Source organism: Pyxidicoccus caerfyrddinensis (assembly GCF_010894405.1).
Classification (GTDB): domain Bacteria; phylum Myxococcota; class Myxococcia; order Myxococcales; family Myxococcaceae; genus Myxococcus; species Myxococcus caerfyrddinensis.
Map to the genome: position 1 here is coordinate 453,615 of NZ_JAAIYA010000006.1, position 14,324 is coordinate 467,938.

At 70.5% G+C, this 14,324-nt stretch carries 9 protein-coding genes; 3 read left to right on the forward strand and 6 right to left on the reverse strand.

Annotation, left to right across the window (positions count from 1 at the left end; translation table 11 throughout):
• Window positions 1–83: 83 nt before the first annotated feature.
• From G4D86_RS17255 to G4D86_RS17280, 6 genes are all read right to left on the reverse strand, one after another.
• Window positions 84–1,169, reverse strand: a complete 1,086-nt coding sequence (locus G4D86_RS17255) for a hypothetical protein (protein ID WP_163995015.1) — start codon at window positions 1,167–1,169, stop codon at window positions 84–86.
• 472 nt (window positions 1,170–1,641) lie between these two features.
• Window positions 1,642–3,660, reverse strand: coding sequence for a TonB-dependent receptor plug domain-containing protein (locus tag G4D86_RS17260; RefSeq protein WP_240360302.1), 2,019 nt, complete (start codon window positions 3,658–3,660; stop codon window positions 1,642–1,644).
• Between the two features lie 128 nt (window positions 3,661–3,788).
• Window positions 3,789–4,847: a PEGA domain-containing protein gene (locus G4D86_RS17265; protein WP_163995019.1), complete on the reverse strand. Its 1,059-nt coding sequence runs from the start codon at window positions 4,845–4,847 to the stop codon at window positions 3,789–3,791.
• A gap of 57 nt (window positions 4,848–4,904) precedes the next feature.
• A complete protein-coding gene (locus G4D86_RS17270; RefSeq protein ID WP_163995021.1) occupies window positions 4,905–6,071 on the reverse strand; it encodes a serine/threonine protein kinase in 1,167 nt (388 codons plus the stop codon).
• A 114-nt stretch (window positions 6,072–6,185) separates the two neighbouring features.
• Entirely contained in the window at window positions 6,186–6,857 is a 672-nt protein-coding gene (locus tag G4D86_RS17275; RefSeq protein ID WP_163995023.1) for an imm11 family protein, read from the reverse strand.
• 230 nt (window positions 6,858–7,087) lie between these two features.
• Window positions 7,088–7,795: a metallophosphoesterase family protein gene (locus tag G4D86_RS17280; RefSeq protein ID WP_163995025.1), complete on the reverse strand. Its 708-nt coding sequence runs from the start codon at window positions 7,793–7,795 to the stop codon at window positions 7,088–7,090.
• 90 nt (window positions 7,796–7,885) lie between these two features.
• Between G4D86_RS17280 and G4D86_RS17285 the strand changes: the two genes are divergently transcribed.
• From G4D86_RS17285 to G4D86_RS17295, 3 genes are all read left to right on the forward strand, one after another.
• A complete protein-coding gene (locus tag G4D86_RS17285; RefSeq protein WP_163995027.1) occupies window positions 7,886–10,525 on the forward strand; it encodes a DUF5916 domain-containing protein in 2,640 nt (879 codons plus the stop codon).
• Between the two features lie 138 nt (window positions 10,526–10,663).
• Window positions 10,664–13,285, forward strand: coding sequence for a DVUA0089 family protein (locus G4D86_RS17290; RefSeq protein ID WP_163995029.1), 2,622 nt, complete (start codon window positions 10,664–10,666; stop codon window positions 13,283–13,285).
• Between the two features lie 146 nt (window positions 13,286–13,431).
• Entirely contained in the window at window positions 13,432–14,316 is an 885-nt protein-coding gene (locus G4D86_RS17295; RefSeq protein WP_163995031.1) for a tetratricopeptide repeat protein, read from the forward strand.
• Window positions 14,317–14,324 lie beyond the last annotated feature (8 nt).

Consider the following 14,324-nt stretch of genomic DNA (forward strand, 5'->3'; position numbering starts at 1 on the left):
GACGCGAGCGACGTGGCTGAGCTTGATGGGGATTCGAGGCCGTGACTGGCGCCAAGGCGCCCCTGGTGTGGCGCAGCGGCGCCTCAGCCCTCCAGGTCTTCCGGCGTCAGTCCCGCGGCCTCGAGGTCGAGTTGCTCCAACGGGATGCGCTGGATGTGCGTCCGGGGGGCGTCGACCTTGTCCTTGTACTTGTCCGAGCCGCTCTCGTACGTCACCCAGACCTCACCATCGATGATGTTCAGGCCCTGCGCGTATGGGTCAATCAAATCGTTGCTGATGTCGTGCCGGTCGTCGATGTCCGCCGTGAAGGTCTTCTCGTCGAACGGCTGGTACACCAGCTCGTGCTTGCCGGTGGTGAACAGCAACGCGCCATCGACGACCGCAATCCCCTGCGCCTGGTCGGGCGCGCGGATGGGCCCCTCGGGGTTGGGCAACAGCCCGCCCGTGGTCTCGTCGAGTTTGTAGCGCCACACCGCGCCAGCCTTGCCGTCGCCGTCTTCGCTGTACCCACCCACGTACGCGTAGCCGTCCTTCACGGTCATGTAGCTGCCGTTCGAAATCAGTCCGGTGTCCGGGTCCGCGGGGTCGACCGTGTCACCGGGCACGGGCATCACCTGCGATGGCTCGGCGCGAGTCCCTTCCCTGGCGGCCCGCTCGAGCTCCTCGCGGGAATAGACATACACTGCGTCCGTGTCGGAGACGTAGACATGGTCCCCGTCCGTCGAAACGCCTCCGCCATGTGAAGGCGGCGGGAACTCGCCCTTCCCACCCAGCTTCACCTGGGTCGTCTCCTCACCGGTCTTCTTGTTCTGGATGGAGAGCAACACGTCGGACTTGCCGTCGCATGACTCGTCGTTCTCCTTGTAGTACGTCGTGAGCACTTCGCCGCGCCCGGCGTCATAGCCCTGGCCCTGCGGAGTCCATCCGTCGTCGAGGTGCACCAGTTCGGGGCCGATGGGAGGAATCAGGCGCTCGAGGAAGGGCGGAAGGATGGAGGACGCCTTCGCGCTGCCGTCGAGGCTCACCGGGGCCGCCTGGGCCGTGTCGAAGCCGTCCTGGAAGCGCGAGGCCGGCGCGGGCGGGGCCGGCGGCGGCGCGGCAGGCGCCGCTGGCTGGGGGGATGTCGTCGAAACGGTGGGGACGAGCCGGCGAATGAGTGAGCTGATCATGGGAACCTCTTCGAACTCAGGGGGACATCTCCGCAGCGTACTCCTGGGTACGCCCATCGCCCCGAACGGGTTACAGCGTGGGATGCATCGTCGAAGCGTGCCTCCGGGCTGGACTCCTGGAGGTCTCCCGCTCATCCATGGCGGCCCATCGGCGCGTAGGGGGTCGTGTCCTTTTCGGGTTATCGGAAATCCGTCCGGAAAGTTTCCTCCCGTGGAAGAACGACCCCGCGGCCTGGGGATGAAGCCGGGGCAATGACAGAGTCGAATCGGGTCAGGCTGACGTGACTCGCAAGGCCCGCCCGGGCGTCGGCGTGACACACCTGCGCTACCCGGTACGCAATGCGTAGTCGGCCCCTGGCGGAGCTGGGCGCGGCGCGCTCCGGCTTTCTACTGGCGGCAACCTCCCGCTCAATATGTCTGCGTTACTCGTGCGGTGTCTCAGCGCACGCCTGCCGCGTCGTGCATTCTCCGACTACGAGTCACTCCCTGGGTCCAACAGGTAGCTCACCCGCACCAGGAACTCTCGGGAGAACACGGGCAGCGGCGCATGGCCGCCGTTGTACGGCTGGGCGAGGCGGAAGTTCGTGCCCATCAAGTTGTAGATGCCCGCGCCCAATTCCAGCCCTGGCGTGCCCACGTTCTCCGCGCTGACGAAGAGGTTGAGGAGCAATTGCGTGGGCAATGCCTCCACCGCCGAGTCCCCCGCCTCGTCCGGCGCATCCACCGCGTAGCGCTTGCCAACGACGACCGCGGTGGGGCTGACGGTGAGCCACGGCAGCACCTTCACGTTGCCGGCGATGGAGGCCTTGTGCGTGGGCATCGCGGTGAAGGCATTGGAGTGCCCGGGCACCTGGTAGTCCTCCACGTCGTTGCGTCCGGACGGCGTGTAGAACGAGTAGTTCAGCGCGACCCGGCCCCAGCCCGCGCGCAGGTGGTAGTCCAGCTCGAGGCCCCGGCTGCCCAGGCGTCCGAGGTTGCGGTACGCCTCCGTGTTCGACACCGCGTCGTACGAGTAGATGATGGGGTCCGTCACGCCCATGTCGAAGACGTTGGCGCTCACCGTCTGTCCTTCACCGAGCCGCAGCGTGCCCTCCAGCTCGAACACGGTGGTGCGCTCCGGCCGGACGTCGTCGCCCAGGCTGATGTTCTCGATGCCCGGCGCGCGGAACGCGCGGCTGAAGAGCGCCTTGGCGCTGAACGGCCCGAAGGCGCGCAGCAACACCAGTCGCGGCACGAACGAGCCGCCGAAGGCGCTGTGGTTTTCGTAGCGCGCGCCGGCCACCACGGTGGCGATGGGGTTGTCCAGGTAGGCCTCCATGAAGCCCGCCAGGTTGAGGTACGAGACGCGCTCGGCGCCCTCCTCACCGAAGGCCGTCTGCAGGCCGACGTCCGCGGGTCCGTTGAGCCGGCCCTCATCGGACGTCACATCCAGGCCGCCGGTGAGCTGGAGGAAGTCCAGCGCCGCCCAGCGCGCCATGGCCCGGCCGCGCAGCCGGCGCACCTGCTTCTCGTAATAGAAGGGCGACTCCTGGTTCGAGTCGCGGAAGGGCTCGGACAGGGTGAGGTTGAAGCGCGAGACGAGCTCCAGCCGCTCGCTGGGGCGGAACTTGTCGGTGAGCTCGGCGTGGAAGGCCTCGAACTGGGTGGGCGCCGGGGCGGAGAGCACCTCGTCGAAGGCGACGATGGTGGACGTGGTGCTTCGCTGGTACAGCACGCTGAGCTGCAAGTCCTTGTAGCCCACGCCCGCCTGCACCGTCGTCGGGTCCAGCTGGCTCTGCCCGCCCATGCTGGCCGAGTTGCCGAAGTAGTCGCGGAACTCGGCGTCGCTGCGCTGGCCCTGGCCCAGTGACGCGGAGGCGAAGACGCTCAGGCCCGGCGCGGACTCGAAGACCTTGCGCCCGGAGACGGTGACGCTGCGGCGGCCGTTGACGGTCTCCATCTCGCCGTAGGTGCCCGTGAGCTGCAGGTCCGTGCTGCCCTGGATGCCACGGGTGATGACGTTGATGACGGCCAGCTCCGCGTTGCCGCCGTAGATGACCGAGCCCGGGCCGCGCACCACCTCGATGCGCTCCACCAGTTCAATCGGGAACTCGTGGCCGAGCTGCATCGTCGAGTAGAGCTGCTCGTTCATCTCCTTGCCGTCGATGACGAGGAGCACCTTGCCCTCGTAGCCCCACAGGCCGCGGAAGCCGGGGCCCACCGAGCCCTGCACGTCGACGCCGAAGAAGAAGCCCGGAACCTGGAGCAGCAGGTCCATCAAGTCCCGAGCGCCGGACGCGCGAATCTCCTCCGCGTTCATCGCGGTGACGACGGCGGGGGACTCCTGCAGCTTCGTGACGGCGAACGAGGCCACCTGACTGTGGACCTCGGGCTCCTCGCCAGTCGGCGCGGCGTCCTCCTCCGGAGGAGTGGACGGCTCCTGCTCGGCGGACGCGGAGGAGGGCTCCTGGGCGAGGGCAGGGCTGGTGCACAGGAAGAGGGACAGGGCCACGGAACCGACGGGCCTCCAGGGGCGGACGCGCATGGGAACCTCGAACGAAGGTGAGCGCCGGCCCTTCTCGGGGCTGTCGCTCGGGGGTGTGGGGAAGGGACGGGGAGCGCTGCTACTGGCGCGGTGGCTCAGCGAACGCGGACGGCGGTGAGGCGGTCGGGCTCGACTTCGACGGTCAGCTTGCGCTTCACCACGCCGTTGACGCGGACCTCGACGCGGGCAGGCCCGGCCGGAAGGCCCTGCGCCTTGAGGGGCGGGAAGCCATAGGGACGGTTGTTGATCCACACCTCGCCGTAGAGCGAGGGAGACGTGACGTCGAGGTCTCCCTTGCCCGTCGCGGCGCGGGCCACCGTGGTGGGCGCGGCGGTGGGCACCGTGGTGGACGCCGGCTGCGCGGCCGCCGCCGCGGGACTCGTGGGCGCCGGCGCCACCGTCACCTGCTGCGGCGCGGGCGCGGGGCGGGACGGCGGCGGGGCCAGCTCGGCGGTGAGGTCCTTGTTGATGGAGTGGACATCATCCTCGCCCAACTCCACCGTCTCCTCCGCCAGCCGGCGCTCTCCCTGTGCGAGCGCCACGCGGTACGTCCCCGCGCGCAGCGGCACGCGCGCGGGCGTGAGGTCCACCGTCTTCCCATCCACCAGCACCATCAACCCCGGCGGCGTGGACGTCACCAGCAGCAGCCCGTTCCGGGGCTCCTCGGCCGCCGCGACGGGCTCCTCGTGAGGCTGCGAGCGCGACGCCACCCGGACGGGCCGCGCCTTCGGCTCCTTGCGCGTCGGCGCGGAGGGCTCGCGCACGGCCCGGGTCCCGCGCGTGCGGCTCTGCTCTCGCGTCCGCAGGTCCGCGGCGATGCGCAGCAGCTCCACCAGGTCGCCCTTGTCGTCCTTGCGCAGCCGCAGCGCCTCGGTGAACTCGGCCACGGCCGTCTCGTAGTCGCGGTCCTCCAGCGCGGCCAGACCCGCGGCGCGCCGGGCGCGGGCGAGGCCGGAGCTCGAGTCCTCCTCGGGAGCAGGTGCCGGCGCGGGCGTGACGGAGGCCACCGTCACCGGAGAGGGGGGCTTGGGCGCCTCGACAACGGCGGGCGCAACGGGGCTCGCGGCGCGACGGCTCCGCAGCACGCCGTAGACCACGCCATTGGCGGCGACGGTGACCAGCATGATGACTGCAATCCAGGTCGACTGTTTCATCGGCGTCTCACTGCGGCCCGAGGGAGCGGAGGGAGTGCCCCGTCAGGCCGCGGCCGCTCAGGCGGCGAAGTACCAGAACAGCGCGGTGCCAATCGCGGAGACTCCCGCCGCCACCGCGATGCCCCAGGGAAATCCCGCCGCGCCCACCTGCGCCGGAGCCGCTCCACTGGGAGTCAGCCCGAGCAGTCCGGTGCTCTCTCCGGCGGGAGGCGCGGGCTTCGCGCTCGGGGAGCCGCTCGGCGTGCGGGCGGTGGCGGAGCCGAACGCGGGCAGGGCCGTGGGCATCTGCCCCGACGGGTCCGGCGGGCACAGCTTCGTCACCAGCATGGCCAGCTCGCGCCCGCCCGACGTCCAGTGCTGCGAGGAGCGGAACCGCTCCAGGTCCACGTGCAGCTCGCGCGCGCTCTGGTACCGCGCATCCGGCTCCTTCTGCAGCAGCTTGAGGAGGATGGCCTCCAGGCCGGGCGGGAAGTCCGGCTTGAATTCCGACGGCGGAGGCACGTGCGCCTGCGATGCGGCGACGATGGTCGCCTCCACGGTGTCTCGCTTGAACAGGCGCTTCCCGGTGGAGGCCTCGTAGAGGACGATGCCGAGCGAGTACAGGTCGGAGCGGTGGTCCAGCTCCCGGTTCGTAATCTGCTCCGGCGACATGTACGGGTACTTCCCCTTCACCACGCCGGCCACGGTGCGCTCCATGTTGACGGAGCTCTTCACGATGCCGAAGTCGGCCAGCTTGACGATGCCGTCGCGCGACACCAGCACGTTGCCGGGCGTGATGTCCCGGTGCACCAGCTTGAGCGGCGTGCCGTCCGGCAGCGTCTTCGCATGCGCGTACGAGAGCGCGTCGGAGATGGCCAGCCCCACGTCCACCGCCACCCGCGGCCCCAGCGGGAAGGCGCCCTTCCACGCATGGCGCAGCACCCGGTCCAGGGACTGGCCCTGAATCCACTCCATGGCCAGGTAGTACTGCCCGTCGATTTTGCCGAAGTCGAAGACCTGGACGATGTTCGGGTGCGTCAGCAGCGCGGCGACCTTCGCCTCGTCCGCGAACATCCGGCTGAAGGCCTCCAGGTTCGCGTACTCCGGGAGGATGCGCTTGATGACGCACGGCTTGGAGAAGCCGTCCGGCCCGTCGATGGACGCCAGCAGCAGGTGCGCCATCCCTCCAGACGCGAGCTGCTGGAGAATCCGGTATTTGCCGAAATAGCTCTCTCCTGTGTCCAACGCGCGCCTCAAGCTTTGCTGGAAAAAGAGGAACGTACTGGAGAGACGGCCTACCCCACAAGTTTGCGACCTTGTGTCAATCAGATTTGAACACCTAGGGTATGGGGCCCGGGCTCAGCTCGGCTTGGGTGACTTGCGCCGGGCGTTGCGGTGCTGCTTCTTGGGCGGGGCCTCCGTCACCTCGGCGAAGCGCGCGCCGGTGATGCCCGCATGCTCGAGGGCTTCCTTGATGCCCTCGGAGACGATGAGGCTCACCGGCCAGCCCCAGGAGCGGAAGACGCGGGCGCCGTCCGTCTTCTCGGGGTCGATGCGCAGGCCGCGCACGGTGCGGTAGTGGCCCACGCGCTCGGGCCGCCCGTCCTCGGGCGTGTAGCGGCGGACCTCCGCGCACTTGCGGTCGTCGATGCAGTGCACCAGCCGGGTGGCGACGAGGATGAAGTACGGCTCGTCGCAGTCCTCCACCTCCACGGGTAGGAGCTGCACGTCGTCGGGCGCCAGCTCGCGGAAGATGGACGCCACCCGCGCGTGCACCACCGGCGTGAGGCCGGCGCCGGCGAGGGAGAAGTCGAGCGGGCGGCCCGGAGGCTGGACGGTGGAGCGCAGCTTGCCCAGGCCGCGCACCGGCGTGCCGGAGGTGAACTGCCAGACGGAGTCCACCTTCTTCTTCCGCTCCAGGGAGAAGGGGTCCCCCAGCTCGCGCCGGCCGGGGGCGCGGAAGTCGTCGTGCAGGTCGAAGTAGCGCACGGGCCGGGCCGCCCGGGAGGGGGCCCGGCGAGCGGCCGACATCCGGCGGGAGGGCGCCTCGGGAGACACCTCGGTCGGAGTCTCCCACAGGGTGTCGGCACGGGGGCCGTCAGCCTGTCTCGGGGAGCGTCGCGCCAGAAGGCGAAGCGCCTCGGTCAGCCGCCTGAACATCCGCCGATTTTACCCCCTCCCCGCCAGGGAGGGAGCACGTCGCATGCACCGCCCTGGCTCCCCTGCCTCCTCCCCGGGCGGCCGGTGCCCGCGGGCCGTGGCTACCAGCGGGTGTGCAGGGAGTAACCCGCGGTGCGGGTGTCCAGGCTGAGGAAGGAGAACTGGCCCTCCGAGCACGTGCCGCTGTTGAGGAACAGGCGGCTGCCGTGCTCCACGCGCATGCCCAGGTGGGTGTGCCCGGTGACGACGATGTCCGCGCCGCTGTCGTTGGCGCGCGCCAGGGCCCACTGCTGGAAGGAGCAGTGCGCCGGGTCCGGGAGTGCGTTCGTCAGCCGCGCGTCCAGCGTCTGGAACATGCGGAACATGGCCCGCAGCCGCATCCGCCGCAGCCAGGCGCCCGCCCACACCGCCGCCTCGGACAGGAAGCGCGCCTTGCGGATGACCCAGTCGTGGTGATGCCCGTGGGTGAACAGCATCCTCACCCCGTCGGCCTCCAGGACGAGCTGCTCGGGCGCGCCGAGCAGCGTGCCGGCCACGAGGTCATGGTTGCCGTGGATGTAGTGGTACTGGGGCCGCGCGAAGCGCTCGACGATGTCCGGGTGGGCCGCGCGGGCGGCGGCGAGCTCGGCCACCTGCCTTCCCGGAGTCCGCGAGGTGAGTGTCTCGAAGATGTCACCGAGCAGGACGATGCGCTCGAAGTTGCTCTCCAGGAAGCGGAGGAAGCGCAGGAAGCCGGACTCGTCGTGCCCGAAGTGGTCGGCGGCATCGCGCCGCCCGAGGTGCAGGTCCGAAATCACCGCGATGCGCATGGGTCTTCCTCGCTCCTCTCGTTGGTAACGCGCTCGGGGATTTCCAGCCACGTGACTCTTGCGGGCGGGTGTGTACCGTGCGCCATTTGCATGGGTCTTCGCGTCGTCCCGTTCACGCTCTGCATGTTGCTCCTGGGGGGCTCGCTGGCACACGCCCAGGTTCCGGGGCCTCGCCGGAAGACGGCGGCAGTGCGCGTGGAGCAGCCGCCCGTGCTGGACGGCGTGCTGGACGACGAGGCTTGGAAGCAGGCCACCTTCACCACCGACCTCATCCAGAAGGAGCCGGACCAGGGTCTCCCCGCCACCCTGCGCACGGAGGTCGCATTCGTCTACGACGAAGACGCGCTCTATGTCGGCGCTCGGATGTTCAGCGACTCGCCAGCGGACATCGAGACGGTGATGACGCGCCGTGACGAGAGCGGTGTGGCGGAGCGGCTCATCGTGTCGCTCGACACCTGGCATGACCGGCGCACGTCCTACAGCTTCGCGGTGACGGCCGCGGGCCAGCGCGTGGACTGGTTCCACCCGGTGGACAGCGAGTACGAGCGCGACTTCTCCTTCAACCCTGTGTGGCAGGCGCGCACCCGACTGACGGGCGAGGGCTGGGTCGCGGAGCTACGGATTCCCTTCTCCCAGCTGCGCTTCAACGACGGGGACGAGCAGGTGTGGGGGCTCAACCTCAACCGCTACGTGCCGCGCCGCAACGAGGACGACTTCTGGGTGGCGGTGCCGCGCCACGTCACCGGCTGGTCCTCGTGGTTCGGTGACCTGACGGGCGTGCGCGGCGTGCGGCCCTCGCGCCGGCTGGAGCTGCTGCCGTACGTGGCGGGCGACTGGCAGGTGAACTCCGGGCGCAACCCGCGAGCGGGCACCCCGTTCGACGCGCGTCGCGACTATGCGGGCAGGGTGGGCGGCGACGCGAAGGTGGGCCTGGGCCCCAACCTCACGCTGGACGCCACGGTGAACCCGGACTTCGGCCAGCTGGAGGCGGACCCGGCGGTGGTGAACCTGAGCGCCTTCGAGACTGTCTTCGAGGAGCGCCGGCCCTTCTTCACGGAGGGCGCCCAGCTCTTCACCGGCAACGGCCCCGCGTATTTCTACTCGCGCCGCATCGGCGCCTCGCCGCGCCTGCTCGGGGACCTGCAGTCGCAGCGCGACTTCGTGGAGGCGCCTCGGGCAAGCACGCTGTGGGGCGCGGGGAAGCTCACCGGTCGGCTGGCGTCGGGCCTGTCCGTGGGCGCGCTGGCGGCCGTCACCGGCCACAGCTTCGCGGACGTCTACGACTTCGACACGTCGGAGGAGGGCCGGGTGAAGCTGGAGCCCTTCACCGGCTACGGCGTGGTGCGTGTGCAGCAGGAGCTGGGCGAGGGCTCGATGGTGGGGGCGATGCTGACGGGCGTGAATCGCTCGCTGACGACCACGGGCCAGGGCGAGAGCCTCGCCTTCAACCTGCCCCGGCAGGCGTACACGGCGGGCGCGGACGCGTCCTTCCGCCTGGGCCCGGGCAGCGAGTACGCGCTCACCGCCTACGCGGGCGGCAGCTACGTGAGCGGCACGCGCGACGCCATGCTGCGGCTGCAGCGCTCCAGCGCGCGCTACTACCAGCGGCCGGACCAGACGTACGCGACGCTGAACCCGGAGGCCACGTCGCTGTCGGGCTACACCGCGGGCGCGACGCTGGAGCGGCTGAGCGGCCGCAACTGGCTGTGGAGCGTGCGCGGCTACGCGGAGTCCCCGGGCTTCGAGCTCAACGACGTGGGCCGGCTCCAGTCCGCGGATGAGCTGACCGCGGAGGTGAGCCTCACGTACCGGGACACGGACCCGGGCCGGTGGCTGCGCGGCCTGGAGGCGACGCTGTCGCTGTTCAACAGCCTGAACTACGGCGGGGTGCGCCAGTCCACGAGCTTGTCCTCGACGGTGAATGCCACGCTGCCCAACTTCTGGACGGCGGCGGTGACGGCCACGTACCTGCCGCGCGCGCTGTCGGACGTACTGACGCGCGGCGGGCCGCTGATGCAGACGGGGCAGGGCGTGGACGTCATCGCCGAGCTGGCCAACGCCTTCAGCGCGACGACGCGCTGGAGCCTCGAGGGGAAGGCGTGGCGCTACGAGACGGGCAGCCACGGCTACACGGTGGGTGGCAGCCTGGGCGTGCAGCCCACGCGGCGGCTGCGCCTGGCGGTGGAGCCGGGGCTGTCGCGCTACACGGAGGAGCCGCAGTACGTGGCCACGGTGGCCGGCGGCCGGCCGGAGACGTATGGCTCGCGCTACGTCTTCGGCGCGGTGGAGAGGCGCGAGCTGTTCGCCCGGCTGCGCGTGGACTTCTTCGTCACCCCGGACCTGAGCGTGGAGCTGTACGCGGAGCCCTTCGCGTCCAGCGGGCGCTACAGCCGCTTCGGTGAGTTGCTCCAGGCGCGGGGCCGCGCGCTGCTCCGCTATGGCGATGAGAACATCACGCGCGCGGAGGGACAGCTGCGGGTGGTGGACGCCACGGGGACGACCTTCGTGGTGGACGACCCGGACTTCAACCTCCGCTCGCTGCGCAGCAACCTGGTGGTGCGCTGGGAGTTCCGGCCGGGCAGCACGCTCTTCTTCGTGTGGCAGCAGGACCGCTCCAACGAGCAGGCCCTGGGAAGCGTGCTGGAGCCGGACGCGCTGGGCAACAGCTTCTCCGCGCCGGGCAGCCACACCTTCGCGGTGAAGCTGGCCTGGTGGCTGCCGGTGAACTGACGCCGTCGCGGCTCCCTACGCCTTAAGTGGTACAGCCCCCATGAGCGGATTCCCTCACGCTGGCGGCCGTCCGTGCATGTCGCGTGGACGCCGGGGGCCTCGCCAGAGACTCCCACTGGCCACACCTGGGAGTCCTGAATGCCGCTGTCCCACCGCTCTGCCCTGGGGTTGCTCACCACGGCCGCCCTGGCCCTCTTCGCCATGGCCTGTACCTCATCGGAGCCCGCGGACTCCGACTGTCCCGAGGCGCAGACGTCCTGTGACGGCGCCTGCCTCGACCTGCGGACGGACTCCCGCAACTGCGGCGCGTGCGGTTACGCCTGCTCGGCGGGCACCACCTGCACGCAGGGCGCCTGCGCCGTTGAGGTGGCGTGTGGCAACGGCCGGCTCGACACGGGCGAGGCGTGTGACGACGGCAACCGCCGGGGGGATGACGGCTGCACCTCGCTGTGCGCGCTGGAGCCCGGCTACACCTGTCCTGGCACGCCCGGCGTCTGCGCCACCCGCTGCGGCGACGGGGTGCGCGCGGGCGGCGAGGCCTGCGACGACGGCAACACGGCCGCGAGTGACGGGTGCTCCGCCGCGTGCGCGGTGGAGCCCGGCCATACCTGCTCCGGCACGCCCAGCACCTGCGCCACGGCCTGCGGCGACGGCGTGCGCGCGGGGAGCGAGGCCTGTGATGACGGCAATGCGGCCGCCAATGATGGCTGCTCCACTGCCTGCGCGCTGGAGTCCGGCTACGACTGCACCGGCACTGCGCCCACCGTCTGCGCGGCCCGGTGCGGAGACGGGCGCGTGAGGGGCGCCGAGTCCTGCGACGACGGCAACACCACGCCGGGGGATGGGTGCAACGCGTCCTGCAACGTGGAGGCGGTGTTCGAGTCCGAGGCGAACGAGACGGTCGCCACCGCGGACGTGCTGCCCTGGGTGCCGGCGCGGGCGTTCGGCGCGCTGGCGTCCGGGACGGACGTGGACGTGTACCGCTTCACCCTCGCCGCGGTGTCCGACCTGCGCATCACCACGGACGACAGCCGGGGGCCCCAGAGTTGCACCAACCTCGACACGGCCCTCGAGTTGCTGGACGCGGACGGCCACGTCCTGGCGAGCGACGACGACGACGGGCTGAATCTCTGCTCCCTGCTGGAGCCGGCAAGGGACCCTCAGCTGACGCACCTGCGTCCCGGGACGTATTACGTCGCCGTCAGGCCCGTGTTCTTCAGCGGCACCGTGGCCCTCCCCTATGGCCTGAGCATCCAGCGCGTTGCCACCTGCGGCGACGGTGAGCGCACGGGCAGCGAGACGTGTGACGACGGCAACACGGCGGACGGCGACGCGTGCAACCGCTTCTGCCAGGTGCCGCCCACCCTGGAGGCGGAGCCCAACGGCACGACGGCCACCGCCAGCGGCCCGCTGACGCCGGCGGTCCTCTTCGGCGGCGCGATTGCCTCCTCGGGTGACGAGGACTTCTTCCGCTTCACCCTCACCGCAACCAGCGACGTGTCCCTGGAGGTCTTCGACGAGGCCGGGCCGTCGAGCTGCCTGGACATCGACCCGGGCATCGCTCTGCTCGACGCGAGCGGCGCGGTGGTCGCCTCCAACGATGACGGAGGTCCGGCGGACTGTCCCCTCCTCTCGGCGGAGCAGGGAGACCGTGCCCTGCGGCGGCTCGCCCCGGGCACCTGGTACGTGCGCGTCCGTTCTTCCACGGGCGAGCCCATCCCCGGTTACACCGTGCGCATCGGCTACGAGGCCGTGTGCGGCGACGGCCGCATCACTGGCAGCGAGGAGTGCGACGGGAGCAGCCTCTGTACCAGCACCTGCGAGCGCGTCGCGGTGTGTGGCGACGGGCTCCTCGACGCGCCCGAGGCCTGCGAGGACGGCAACACCACGGACGGCGATGGCTGCGGCCGGACGTGTGCCGTGGAGGGCCTCACCTCCGTGGAGGTGGAGCCCAACGGCACCCGTGCCGACGCGGATGCGCGCGCCACCGGCGACTCGCCCGTGCGCATCACCGGCGGTGGACGCCTCTCCGGTCTCCTGTCCGGAGCAACGGACGTGGACCTGTACCGCGTGGAGGTCTCCGCGCCGGGCGTGGTGCGCTTCGAGACCTTCTTCGGAGGGCTCCTGCGTTGCGAGGCGGGAGGCGACACGCGGGTGCGGCTGCTCGGCGCGACGGGCACCCTCGTCTCGGAGTCCTACGACGAGGGCCTCCGCACGTGCGCGGCGCTCCTCTACCACCTCGCGGCGGGTGTGTATTACGTGGAGGTCTCCGCGAGCCCGGGCGCGGAGGTCCCCTTCGCCTACGTCCTGGAGACGACCGTCCTGGCCAGCGCGGGGTCCGAGGCGGAGCCCAACGAGGCGCTCGTCAGCGCCACCGTGCTGAACCTCACGGACGGGGAGGGCTCCATCCTCGCGACCCACCCCACCGCGAGCGACGTGGATGTCTTCCGCATCACCGTGCCCGCGGGCGGCCGCTCGCTGCGCGCGGAAATCAGCGAGGGGACCGGCACCGAGACCTGCGAGTCCAACGGCGTCGACAGCCAGCTCACGCTGCTCGATGCGAGTGGCCAGCAGCTGGCCTCCAACGACGACGGAGGCCGGGGCTTCTGCTCGCGCCTCGACGGCCTCGGCCAGACACCGGATGACTCCGGCGCGAGGCTCCTGGCGGCGGGCACCTACTACCTGCAGGTGCGCGCAGCGAGCCTGGCGACGGGAGAGGACGCCCTCTTCAACTACCGCCTGTCCGTCACCCTGCGCTGAGCCCGGGCCGGGGCGCACCCGTGAGGAAGCGGCGGGGCCTACCACCGGTGAAGCCACCTGCTCTACCGTTCGCCCTGCGCTCCAGGGCGGGGGGCGAAGTCCTCCCGTCTCACGGAGCTCCGTGCCTGGTTCCAGGGGAGAACTCCATGCCGCTCCGCTCGATGCGTCCGCTGTTGTTGCTGGCCTCGCTGGTCATCGGCTGCTCACCCGGCCTCCGGGTCAACGTCCTCGAGCCCGCGCGGGTGAATGTGGGTGCCTCGCGCAAGCTCGTGGTGGTGCAGACGGAGGGGCAGTCCATCGTGCAGGACGTCGTCCTCCAGGAGCTGTACCGGCAGAGCCGGCAGGACGGCTACTTCTCGTTCGCGGACCGCACCCACGCGGGCGGCACCGTGAAGCGCACGGGGAGCGAGGTGCAGCTGCAGGGGGACAAGGCCATCGCACTGGAGCAGGGCGAGGTCGGCCTGCGCATCGACGTGCTCGGCTGGGACACGGACCTGGAGAAGCGCCAGCTCGTGGTCAAGGATGAGAAGGGCAGGATGCCGAAGAAGACCCGGAACCAGGTCTTCGTCGCGAAGCTCATCCTCGGGGTGACGGCCTTCAACTCCGCGGGCAAGGTGCTGCTCGCGGAGGAGGAGTACGCGGGCGAGTTCGAGTCGGAGCGCGTGGACATCCTGCTGCGCACGGTAGCCGGGCAACTGGTGGACCGCGTGCTCCGGGACCTCACCCCGCGTCAGGTCTCCCACTACCTGCGCATGGATGACGAGGACGCGGCGCAGAAGGACATCGTCAAGGTGGCGGAGAAGGGCGACGTCGGACAGGCCATCACGCAGCTGACGTCCTACGTCGAGCAGCATCCGGACAACGCGGGTGGCTGGTACAACCTGGCCGTGCTGCTGGACGCCAGCGGCGAGTACGAGAAGGCGCTGGAGCACTACTCGCGCGCCATCTCCCTGACCTCGAAGGACTTCTATGTGAAGATGCAGGAAGCGTGCTCCAGCCGGCTCGCGAGCCGTCAGGCGCTGCGCGAGTGATGTGGCTG

Excerpts from the sequence above, each read along its gene's own strand:
- G4D86_RS17285 (WP_163995027.1), top strand. The coding sequence starts at position 7,886 with ATGGGTCTTCGCGTCGTCCCGTTCACGCTCTGCATGTTGCTCCTGGGG.
- G4D86_RS17265 (WP_163995019.1), bottom strand. The coding sequence starts at position 4,847 with ATGAAACAGTCGACCTGGATTGCAGTCATCATGCTGGTCACCGTCGCC.
- G4D86_RS17255 (WP_163995015.1), bottom strand. The coding sequence starts at position 1,169 with ATGATCAGCTCACTCATTCGCCGGCTCGTCCCCACCGTTTCGACGACA.
- G4D86_RS17290 (WP_163995029.1), top strand. The coding sequence starts at position 10,664 with ATGCCGCTGTCCCACCGCTCTGCCCTGGGGTTGCTCACCACGGCCGCC.
- G4D86_RS17280 (WP_163995025.1), bottom strand. The coding sequence starts at position 7,795 with ATGCGCATCGCGGTGATTTCGGACCTGCACCTCGGGCGGCGCGATGCC.
- G4D86_RS17295 (WP_163995031.1), top strand. The coding sequence starts at position 13,432 with ATGCCGCTCCGCTCGATGCGTCCGCTGTTGTTGCTGGCCTCGCTGGTC.
- G4D86_RS17275 (WP_163995023.1), bottom strand. The coding sequence starts at position 6,857 with ATGTCGGCCGCTCGCCGGGCCCCCTCCCGGGCGGCCCGGCCCGTGCGC.